We start from the raw sequence: 10,324 nt of genomic DNA, 5'->3' as shown, positions 1-10,324 counted from the left end.
AGTTTCTCGGCGAGCTGTTCTTGGGAGAGCCCCATCGCCTCGCGCCTCGTCTTGATCTGGTTGCTGATGTCCATCGTCACCTCCCGGTCGTGAAGGAGCGTCCCGCGAACACGCCGGGTGCGCTATCGAATCTGTTGTACATCATATGCGGCAAGGCTTGCCGGGCGCTGCAAAAACTGTTTTGCACGGGGTTTACCTGCATGATTGTTGCTGCGATGGCTTAGCGATGTTGTCGAGCAGTCATCCAAGTGTACAGGCCCATGGCGGCGTAGCCGATTGCGGTATAGGCAACCCCATGGAACGCAAGGTCCTGGCTGCCCTCGACCTTGAGGGGAAACAGGACCGCGGGTCCGATTCCGAGCGCCGCGGGTACCCAGAAGAGCGTCCTCGCGGAGTTCGCGGCGAGCAGGCCGAGGGCGATCGCAGTTACGGGGAGCACGAGGTAGATCAGCGTCATCATGGCGATCATGCCGGCATCGGATGGGACGATGCTCACCAGGAGGACGGGGATTGCCCAGCAGGCGCCAACGATTGCGATCAATGCGATGAGGGACGCGCGTACGGTGACGTTCATGGGGCACCTCCTAACGGGAATCGCCCCCATTCTGGCATACATCTTCAGAATGGGGGCAAAGGGGGATACCATTTCGGGGAACGGGTGCGTACCCGCGCTTTTAACTCAGCATCTTGGCGAGCATGCCGATGCCGACGCCCACCAGTCCGCCGGCGATGGCGCCGATGATGATCTGCACCGCGTTGCGCGTGCCCTTGACCCAAGGGTTCATCTCGCGCTCACGGCGCCCCTCGAGCGTGTCGCGATCGACCTGCTCGCCGCGGCTAAACGCCAACACCTCGCGGTACGTGACGAGGTCGTGCTGCTTCTTCATGCGTTCCATATACACGAACGCCACGAGCATCACGACGAGCGCCACGGCGGCAAACGCCGCGGTGGGCGCGATGTGCATGCCCCAGCCCCATTCGAACTGGAACGCCGCCCACGCGCTCAGCACCAAAAACACGACCGCGCTCACGACCGTGATTGTGGAGAGGGCGTTGTACTTCTTGACCGCTTCGTTCATTACCTGTGCCATGGTTTCCACATCTCCTTTGATGAGGGAGTCCACGGTCACCCCGAACACGTTGGAAAGCAGCAGTAGGCTCTGGACATCCGGATACGTGCGGCCGCACTCCCAGTTGCTGATGGTCTGGCGCGACACGTAGATGCGCTCCGCCAGATCGTCTTGGGACAGTCCGAGCTCCGTGCGATGCTCCTTGATGTGCGAGCCCAGCTCCATGCGCTTGCTCCCTAGAGGGTCGGGGTGACCCCTGTCGAGAGCCACCATGTCATTGACGCGAGCATCGTACCATCAAAGGTCTTTATATTTGACCCCCACGGGGCAAAATCGAGCTGTCAAAAGGCTTTATATACGACATCTAGCTGGGAAAAGAACGGTCCCCAAAGGCGGATGCCTCCGGGGGCAGGTTGGTGCGTATAGAGGGGGCGAGCTTGCTTTGGGTTGGTGTTGGCCCCGCCGCTCGGCTCGACTTTGGAGCGGCGGGGCTCAGCTCTGCCTCGGCGCTGGCGAGGCAGAGCGCGGCTTTGTCCCGACGTCGGCCGCGCCCGAGCCCTGTCTTCCCGGCTTAGCCCTCCTCGCCTTTGGGCGCGTCCTTGGACGAGGGCTCTTTCTTCGGCAGCCTTCCCGCGTGTTTGAGGGCGTCTCGCAAGATCCATTCCACCTGACCGTTGGCGCTGCGCATCTCATCGTCCGCCCAGCGCTGGACGGCCTCCCAGATAGCGGGGTCTATACGGAGTGGATACTGCTTGCGTGCCATGACGTGCCTTCTTGTCGAATGTGCAATTTTGCACCCGTCCCCAAATTACTCATTGGTGTTGGGGTTAGTACAGCGAGCCTGCGTTGAGCACCGGGTGCGCCTCGGATTCACCGCAGAGCACCACCATGAGGTTGCTGGCCATCTGCGCCTTGCGCTCGTCGTCGAGCTCGATGGTGCCGCCGGCAGCCATCTCCTTCACGGCCATGTCGACCATGGAGACCGCGCCCTCGACGATCTTCTTGCGTGCGGCGATGACGGCCTCCGCCTGCTGGCGGCGCAGCATCGCCTGGGCGATCTCGGGGGAGTAGGCAAGATGGGTGAGGCGGGCGTCGTCGACCTCCACGCCGGCGGGTGCCAGGCGCATCGCGAGCTCGCAGCGCAGGGCTTCGGAGACCTCTTCCACATTGGCGCGCAGCGTGATGGCGCCGGCGGCATCGGACTCGTCCTCCAGGTGGTCGTAGGCGTACACGCTCGCCACGTGGCGCAGCGCCGTCTCGGCCTGCATGGCGACATAGCTCTGGTAGTCGTCGACGTCGAAGAGCGCCTTGGCGGTATCGGCGACGTGCCACACCACGACGGTTGCGATCTCGATGGGGTTGCCCATTTTGTCGTTGACCTTCAGGCGCTCGCCATTCAGGGTGCGCACGCGGGTGGAGATAGTGGTGGGGTTGCCCTTGGCGGCCTTCTGCGCCGCGGCCTTGGCGGCCTTGGAATCGCTCATCTCGAGCTCGATCATCTCGCCGATCCCGGCCGATCCGCCCATGCTCTTGCTAAAGAACGGGTTGGCCCAGAAGAAGCCCTCGTCGCGGACGGTGCCCACGTACTTGCCGAACAGGATGCACACGCGCGCCTGGCCGGGCTGCAGCGAGAAGAATCCGTTGAGTGGGATGAACCACAGGCAAAACGCGAGGATGCTGAGGCCGAGCCCCCATCCGTAGACTGCGGGCGCGTCGACGCCGTCGGGCGTGCTCGCGAGCCCGATGGTGCTCCAGATAAAGAGGCCGATGATGACGATGAGCGCCACCGCCACGGCGACGAGCATGCCGTAGCCCGACTTGGCCTTGAGTTGCTTTTCCACGCTCATTGTGAGTTCCTTTCATGACTGCGCCGGCGTTTGCGTGACGTCCCCGGCGCCGCGCTCCAGATTGCGATGGGGAGGAGGCGAGTCCCCGAGCAGTCCGTGCGACTGCTGATTGCTTTGTGATATCACATTGAGACCAAGTCAAGGAGAATCGGATGCCGTCTCTCATGGCATAAGTGGTTCGGGGCGCCCGGCATCTACGCTCCGTAGAGGTCTTCCTGTTGCATCTTGGCTCGCAAGTCCCTATAATAGCCCCACTCACGGCTGAAGGTTTACCTCTAGATTTGGAAAGGGGAGCTGCACCATGCTTGCTTCCATGAGGATTTGGCTCTAGCCACGGTCGCGTGAGCGACCGGTACTTCGCTGCATACCACCGATCGCATCAAAGGATTATTCCATGACACAACCGAATCCCTGCGCTTCTTGGAAGCGCTCGCTCGCCATCGTCTGGATCGGCGAGTTCTTCTCCGTGCTCACGAGCTCCATTCTGCAGATGGGTCTCATCTGGCACGTCACCCTCACCACCGGCTCCGCGAGCGCCCTGTCGTTCGTGAGCCTGGCGGCCTTCTTGCCCATGGCGCTCCTCGGCGCCTTCGCGGGCACCATCGTGGACCGCACGTCCATCAAGCGTCTCATGATCGGCGCCGATCTCTTCATCGCGGCCGTGAGCCTCACGCTTGTCTTCGGCTCGCTTCGGGGCGACCTTTCTGTCGCCGTTGTGGCGGCGGTGCTGTTCGTCCGTGCGCTGGGCAGCACGCTCCATACGCCCGCCTTCAACGCGCTCACACCGCTCATCGCCCCGCCCGAGGTGCTCGGCAAGCTGGCGGGCATGCTGCAGTTCATGCAGTCGGGTAGCTATATCATCGGCAACGCCATCGCCGCGGCGGTCTACCCGGCGTTTGGTCTGACTTTCATGATCGCGCTCGATGTCGCCGGGGCGGTGCTCGCGAGCATCGCGGTGGCGACCTCCGGCATCAAGACGCCGGCGCCCGAGCGCCATACGCCCGAGGAGAACGCCGAGGCGTCGCACCGCGCGGTGCGGGCCTTCCTATTGGAGACGGCCAACGGGTACCGCGAGCTCAAACGCCATCACGGTCTGTTCGCCATGCTCTGGATCGGCTTCGCCTTCTCGGTCCTGTTCTCGCCCATATCCGCGCTGTTCCCGCTCATGGTGTTCGACCATTTTGGGGGCACCACTACGCAGTCGGCTATCGCGGAGATCGCGTTCTCGGTCGGCATGATCGCGGCGAGCGGCTGGATCGGGGCGACGGGTGGCCTTAAGAACCGCGCGCTTTCGTGCACGCTGGCCATCGGCCTCTTCGGAGCGGGCACGCTCGCGGGCGGCCTCGTGCCCCCTTCCGCGCTCGTTGTGTTTCTGGGGCTTACGTTCGCGATGGGGGTCTCGAGTCCGCTGTACAGCGCGCCGCAGATGGCGCTCATGCAGGAGCGCGTCGATCCCGAGTGCATGGGCCGCGTCTTCGGTCTGTACGGAGCGGTCTGCAGCTGGGCTATGCCCGTGGGGCTCGTCGCATCGACCTTGTTCGCGGACGCCATCGGCGTAAGCGCGTGCTTCGTGCTTATCGGTGCTGCAATGGTGATCCTAGCAGGCATCACCTGGGCGATCCCGAGCATCCGCAAGATTGGGTAGCGCTCTGGCGGAGTGCGTTTCGTTTCGGACGGCTCGTAGGGTCGCTGCGACGTGAAGGGTGGTCGACGGTGCGCCTGCGAGGGCGCCGTCGACCACCCTTTTGTTTAATTCGTCTGGCCCGGCGCCGATCATCATCTGTTCGCCGGGCGATTGCGATGCCGCCGCTTGCCGATACGCGGCTCCTTACGTTGTGCGCATCCCATCGTTCTGGCAGCGTTTCCTGCAGTTAATCTCCAGAGCCCGAGGCGGTGGCCCCTATGAGTAATCTGCTCGAATCCATTCTGCGCGTCGGTATGACCGTGTTCATCGTCGGCCCGCTCGCTGCATGGGTCGCCCGCCGCGGCGCGCGCGAGCGCAGCGAGGCAACGGACAGCCTCGATTGCTTCACGGTGCGCATGCCCGTAGCCATCCGCACGATCATCGCCTGCTGCGCCGTCGCGTTCGAACTGCTCATGCTGGGTGTCTACGTCTGGCAGGGCGTCTCGCTGGGCGAGTGGGACCACGAACTTGTGTGGTTCGGTCATGCCATGGCGCTCGCGGGTATGGCTATCTGGGCCTTGCTGAGCATCCCGCGTATCGACGTGGACGGTGGGCGCATTCTCTCGCGTAACGCCTTCGGCATCCGCAAGGAGACGACGTTTGGCAACATCACCCGTGCAACGCTTCACGCGCAGATGATGAGGATCGACCTGTTCGAGGGCGACCGGAAGTTCTGCTCGATAAGCCTCGAGGGGGTGTGCTCGCTCAACCTCCTCGCCCGTCTGGAGGAAGAGGGCATCGAAGTCTCGGACGCCGTCGACGGTCCCATGACCAAGGCGGGCCTGTGTTGGTCTGCCATCAAGCCGTTGACGATTGTTTTCAACGGCATGGCCCTCGTCTTCTCGCTCGTCCTCGCCTTCATGGCGGTCTTCACCGACGAGGGTGCGCGTCTGCTCGTGCTCATCCCGTTCCTGTTCCTGTTCATAGGGGGGTTCCTGCCCCTGCTCATGCTCGGCATGCCGGCCCGCGGCATCCTCGAGATCGGCAGGCAGGAGCGCACGCTCGGTTTCTCCTTCTCCGAGGAGATGGCAAGCCGAGGTGCCACGGGTACTTCGCTTGTCGATGACGATTGGTTCATCGAGATCAGCAACGCCCGCGTCGTGGCGTTTCGCCGCGATTACCTCAAGAAGATCACGGCGCACGAGAACAGCGAGAGCGGCGACCGCTGCACGGTGACCACGAGGGGTGGTCGCAAAATCAAGGTGTATGCAAGCGGGCAGCACGCTCGAGGACCTGCGCACGTGGTTCAAACAGGGTGCCAAGGTCAGAAGCACACTCGACCGCGCGGGGGACGCACTCGAGGCGACCGTTTGATTGGGTTGCCTGCCAAGGATCCAAAACGGGAAGGGGCGCTGTCGGCGCCCCTTGTCATACCAGGCCCGCTGGCCAGCGAGAGGCCTGCAGGTCGACATGTCCGTTGGCGAGGAAGGCGACGCCTTCGTCCTCGAGCAGTGTGCGCTGCGCCTCGGGCCCACCGAAGGCGAACCCCTCCGCGAGGCGTCCGTCGGCGAATACGATGCGATGACAGGGGATGGTGCCGGGTTCCGGATTGACGTGCAGGGCGTATCCCACGTATCGGGCTCGACGGGGCTCACCAACGAGCTTGGCGATCTGACCATATGTGGCAACCATGCCGCAGGGCACCTGGCGTACCACGTCGTATACGCGGTTGAAGAATCCGTCGGTGTCCCGGTCTGCCATGCCGCCCTCACTTTCAATCGATATCGCCATTGTAGTCAAGAAAGGCGCCCCACATGTGCGGGGCGCCTTTCCAAAGAGGTGTTGCGCGAGGGGAGGGAAGGCGCAACGTTCGTGTCGAAGGTCTTTAATTCGCCTGTGCCTTCATCAAGTTAACTATAGCTAATTCTCTGAGACCCAAGTCGTAGACCGACGAGCACACAGCCTCTCCATAAGTTAATCAAGGGTTACAAATAGAAAGACACAGTGACATGTGGTCGTTAGGGTTCAAGGAATCGCTCGATGAGTTCGGAGAACGCACCCTCAGTCCCAGCCGTTTCAAGGACGACATCGCAATACGGCCGCACGTCGTCGGTGACATTCGCCACGCCGACGCCCAGTCCCGCCGCCTTGATCATGGAGAGGTCGTTTGCGGAATCACCAACGGCGATGACCTCGGACATCGGAATTCCCAGCATATCGGCAAGGCGCGTGAGCCCCGTCCCTTTGTCAACGCCTGCGGGCATGAGTTCGAGGTAGCGCTTGGAGGAGAAGGTGATGTCAACGCCGAGTCGCTCGGCCATCGGCGCGAGCTTGCGGCCCAATTCCTGCAGCTCATCGAAGTCCCAGTCGACGTACAGGATCTTCACGATGCCACGGCCTTCAAGGAATGAGAGGTCGGGATGGTCAGATCCGCGAAAATGAGTGACCCCGGTGATCGATTCCAGATAGTCGCGCTCCCGTGTGGGTGCGTCATTCACGAACACGTGGCCGTCGGCGACGTTGACGTGCATGCAGAGTCCGAGTTCGAGCCCCTTTGCATAGATCGCGTTCGCGCATTCGTTGGAAAGGCCGCAGGTGGTGAGCGGGGTGGGGTCTCCCACGCGGTTGATGAAGCCGCCGTTATAGGAGAGCACATAGCCGTCTTCGATCAGCTCGCGGGCCTCCCCCGAGAAGTTGTCCATGATAGAGGAATACCATCGCCCGCTCGAAGGGACGAACAGCACACCGAGCTCCCTCATGCGTTTGAGTGCTCGGAGATTGGACGCCGGGATGGCGTGGTCGGCATCGAGAAACGTCTCATCCATATCGCTGGCAACAAGTCGGTACATGCAATCCCCCATACAACGTAAAAAACGAGGCGGGCTTATTATCGCCCACCTCGTAAGACCTTGGCTATGTCGAAGGCGTGGACACGTGAAGATGGCCCATTCGCGTGTCGCGGCGCGTTTCCGCGAGCCGGATGGCTTAGTACACCATGCCCATGGCCTCGCGCACCTCGGCGAGCGTGGCCTCGGCGACCTCGTTAGCGCGGCGGTTGCCCTCGTGCAGGACGTCCTTGACGTAGTCCATATCCTGCACGAGCTCCTCGCGGCGCGCGCGGATGGGGGCGAAGTGCTCGTTGACCGCCTCGGTCACGTACTTCTTAAGCTGACCGGAGCCGCCCATGCCAATCTCTTCGGCGATCTCGACCTCGGAGCGGCCGGTGCAGATGGCGGCTGTCGAAAGCAGACCGGACACGCCGGGGCGGTTCTCGGGGTCAAACGTGATCATGCGCTCGGAGTCGGTCTGGCTCTTCTTGATGCGCTTGGCCGTCTCCTCGGCGGTCATCGAGATGTTGATGGCGTTGCCGTAGCTCTTGCTCATCTTTCGACCGTCCAGGCCCGGCAGTAGCGGGGTCTCGGACAGCAGCGCGTCGACCTCGGGGAACACCTTGCCGTAGCGGTTGTTAAAGCGGCGGGCGATGGTGCGGGTGAGCTCGATGTGCGGCAGCTGGTCGCGGCCGACGGGCACCACATTGCCCTTGCAGAACAGGATGTCGCAGGCCTGGTGCACCGGGTAGGTGAGCAGAAGGCCGGTGAGCTCGTGGCCCGAGGCCTCCATCTCGGCCTTGACCGTTGGGTTGCGCGCCAGCTCTGCCTCGGAGACCAGCGACAGGAACGGCAGCATGAGCTGGTTGGCGGCGGGCACGGCGGAGTGCGTGTAGATCATGGTCTTGTCGGGGTCGATGCCGCAGGCAAGGTAGTCCATGACCATGTTGTACACGTTGTCCTGGATGTGCTCGGTGGTGTCGCGGTCGGTGATGACCTGGTAGTCGGCGATGAGCACGTTGGTCTTGGCGCCCATGTTCTGCAGCTCAACACGGCCCTTGAGGGTACCGAAGTAGTGGCCCAGGTGCAGACGGCCGGTGGGGCGGTCGCCGGTGAGCATGGTGAACTTCTCGGGGTGCTGCGGCAGGTCGGCGCGGATCTGGTTGCTGCGCTCGAGGCTGACCTCATAGCTGAGCTCGTTGGGCATGCTGTCTCCTTTTGGGTTGAGTGCCTGGCCGGCATTGTCGGTCTTGGTTGAAGATGAAGCTACCAGAGAAACGGCGTCTCTTGCCGGAATCAACGATGGTTTTCGCCGTGTCGTCCCGCAGGGTCGTTTCCCTTCTTGGGAAGGAGCCCCTCGATATGCTCGAGCCGCTCCTCATGGGCCACGTGCGCCGCGCGCTCCTCGGCGGCGAAAGCGGGGTCTCCGGGCGTGACGGTCTCATCTCGCTGTCGACTCCGGTACCACCGCGACGGCGCTCCTGAGCCTGCTCGTCGACAAGCCGGTGACTATCTACACCACCAACGGCTATGCATGTCGGTTTACGGGCGAGCTTGCTGCTAAGGTGGTGGTAATTGGCGGCGACTTCAACCCCGTTACCTGCTCGCTCACCGGTCCTATGGTTGAGAGCGCGCTGCGCGAGCTGTACTTTGACCGGGCGTTTATAGGTGTCAACGCGGTGGACGAGGACCGCGGCATCATGACGCCAGGTTATCCCGAGGCTATCAAAAAACGTATCGTGATGCAGAATTCCCAGGCGAGTTACGTACTCGCCGATAGCTCCAAGTTCCACGTGTTTTCAAATGTAAAGGTGTGCGACCTGGAGGGCTTTACTGTTATTTCCGACAAGCGCGACGCCAAAATCGGCGAACGCGTCAAAATGATCACGGCCTAGGACACTGGGGCATCGCATCTTGCCCTCAAGCCGTTGCCCACGTAATGAAGCGTGGGGCAAACGTGCGCCCCATTCCTGATTTGGGGACTAGCTTAGTTCGTCGGCTATTTGGTGCTCGTAGAAGGCTTCTGCTACGGCGTTAAAGTCGCGGGCGAAGTCTTCCATGGTTCCACGCCAGGTGGCTCGGCCGGGCTTTCCTTGGCCCACATAGGCGGTTTGAATGCCGCAGTCGGGGCTGGGGAAATCGCGCTTGGGGTCGTTGCCCACCATGAGGACCTCATGTGGCTCGAGCCCCATGACCTGCAGCTGCTCTAGATAATATGTGGCATCGGGCTTGCAGCGCGTAGCGTTGCCCATGTGCGTTACGAGCTCGAAGGGCGCGTCTGTCAGCTCGCCCCAGCCCATGCGGCACTCGATGGCGCCTTGAGGAAAGCTGGGGTTGGTGAAGAGCGCGCAGCGCAGCCCTGCGTCCTGTACGGCTTGAAGCGCGGCGTGCGCACCCGGCATGGCTTTTGCGTTGATCATGTCATCGTTCTTGTACGGCAGAACTTCGTTATCGTAGTAGGTAAACGCCTCGTAGATAAGTGGGTCCGAGAGGCAAATGCCGCACCGGCGCTCGACCTCGGTCTGGTAAAACTCAAGATTGGTGCGATTGTCCGTGCTGCTGCGGCGATTGGCGTTGAGGTCGACCAGGATGGTGCCGAGGCGCGCCATCGTGCCCCCGCGGCTGCGACGTCCGATATCCGCGAGCATCGACGAGACATCCTTAAAATAGCGAAGGATGAACGCGTTGAGGTTGATGCTAAGAAGCGTCTCGTCCATATCGAAAACGACTGCTTTGAGCACGCGGGCACCTTTCTCGAAAAATCGTTCCAGAATCGTATGTCTGGGATACTTTACCCCAAAGCAGTGTGCCTAGCTGCTCATCGTCAACTTGTGGAGACAGTCGTTCACAAGATTGCGAAAAAGTCTCCATACGAGTAAAAAATCGCAGTTCACGCTTGAAATCGAAGCGATTTCCCCGTAATCTATACGGACGTGATTGCATAAGCGTCACATC

General features: G+C 61.9%; 11 protein-coding genes. 3 read left to right on the top strand and 8 right to left on the bottom strand.

From position 1 onward, the window contains the following. Positions 1-224, top strand: a 224-nt coding sequence (locus DWX63_RS11445) for a hypothetical protein (protein ID WP_233514426.1), incomplete at its 5' end; no start/stop codon positions are given. Here DWX63_RS11445 and DWX63_RS01285 read toward each other — a convergent pair. The 4 genes from DWX63_RS01285 to DWX63_RS01270 form a co-directional block, all read right to left on the bottom strand. Next, positions 221-574 carry a hypothetical protein gene (locus DWX63_RS01285; RefSeq protein ID WP_117842567.1) on the bottom strand — a complete coding sequence of 118 codons (354 nt, stop codon included), beginning with the start codon at positions 572-574 and terminating at the stop codon, positions 221-223. The two genes, DWX63_RS11445 and DWX63_RS01285, sit on opposite strands and share 4 nt — an antisense overlap. Positions 575-674: 100 nt before the next feature. Next, a complete protein-coding gene (locus DWX63_RS01280) occupies positions 675-1,295 on the bottom strand; it encodes a helix-turn-helix domain-containing protein (protein ID WP_117762863.1) in 621 nt (206 codons plus the stop codon). Between the two features lie 346 nt (positions 1,296-1,641). After that, the gene (locus DWX63_RS01275) at positions 1,642-1,833 is read right to left on the bottom strand and encodes an Arc family DNA binding domain-containing protein (RefSeq protein WP_117842566.1); all 192 of its coding nucleotides are present in this window, start codon (positions 1,831-1,833) and stop codon (positions 1,642-1,644) included. A 64-nt stretch (positions 1,834-1,897) separates the two neighbouring features. Further along, positions 1,898-2,917: an SPFH domain-containing protein gene (locus tag DWX63_RS01270; protein ID WP_117842565.1), complete on the bottom strand. Its 1,020-nt coding sequence runs from the start codon at positions 2,915-2,917 to the stop codon at positions 1,898-1,900. 394 nt (positions 2,918-3,311) lie between these two features. Between DWX63_RS01270 and DWX63_RS01265 the strand changes: the two genes are divergently transcribed. Continuing rightward, positions 3,312-4,562: an MFS transporter gene (locus DWX63_RS01265; protein WP_117799207.1), complete on the top strand. Its 1,251-nt coding sequence runs from the start codon at positions 3,312-3,314 to the stop codon at positions 4,560-4,562. A 1,407-nt stretch (positions 4,563-5,969) separates the two neighbouring features. Here the strand turns inward: DWX63_RS01265 and DWX63_RS01255 are convergent. From DWX63_RS01255 to trpS, 3 genes are all read right to left on the bottom strand, one after another. Then, complete coding sequence (locus DWX63_RS01255; RefSeq protein ID WP_199411056.1) at positions 5,970-6,332, bottom strand: MGMT family protein; 363 nt, start codon at positions 6,330-6,332, stop codon at positions 5,970-5,972. Positions 6,333-6,559: 227 nt separating this feature from the next. Further along, on the bottom strand, positions 6,560-7,390 hold the full coding sequence (locus DWX63_RS01250) for an HAD-IIB family hydrolase (protein WP_233505115.1): 831 nt from the start codon (positions 7,388-7,390) through the stop codon (positions 6,560-6,562). A 136-nt stretch (positions 7,391-7,526) separates the two neighbouring features. Then, positions 7,527-8,576: a tryptophan--tRNA ligase gene (trpS, locus tag DWX63_RS01245; protein ID WP_117842564.1), complete on the bottom strand. Its 1,050-nt coding sequence runs from the start codon at positions 8,574-8,576 to the stop codon at positions 7,527-7,529. 298 nt (positions 8,577-8,874) lie between these two features. Here trpS and DWX63_RS01240 point away from each other — a divergent pair, with 298 nt between their 5' ends. Beyond that, on the top strand, positions 8,875-9,264 hold the full coding sequence (locus DWX63_RS01240; RefSeq protein WP_118098410.1) for a hypothetical protein: 390 nt from the start codon (positions 8,875-8,877) through the stop codon (positions 9,262-9,264). A gap of 87 nt (positions 9,265-9,351) precedes the next feature. On the opposite strand, the gene DWX63_RS01235 is transcribed toward DWX63_RS01240, so the two are convergent. Beyond that, positions 9,352-10,110 carry an HAD family hydrolase gene (locus tag DWX63_RS01235; RefSeq protein WP_117842563.1) on the bottom strand — a complete coding sequence of 253 codons (759 nt, stop codon included), beginning with the start codon at positions 10,108-10,110 and terminating at the stop codon, positions 9,352-9,354. Between the last annotated feature and the right edge of the window lie 214 nt (positions 10,111-10,324).

This window comes from Collinsella sp. AF20-14LB (genome assembly GCF_003459505.1).
Lineage (GTDB): Bacteria > Actinomycetota > Coriobacteriia > Coriobacteriales > Coriobacteriaceae > Collinsella.
The sequence above is the reverse complement of the archived record's forward strand: the minus strand, read 5'-3'. Positions and strand labels throughout refer to the sequence as shown.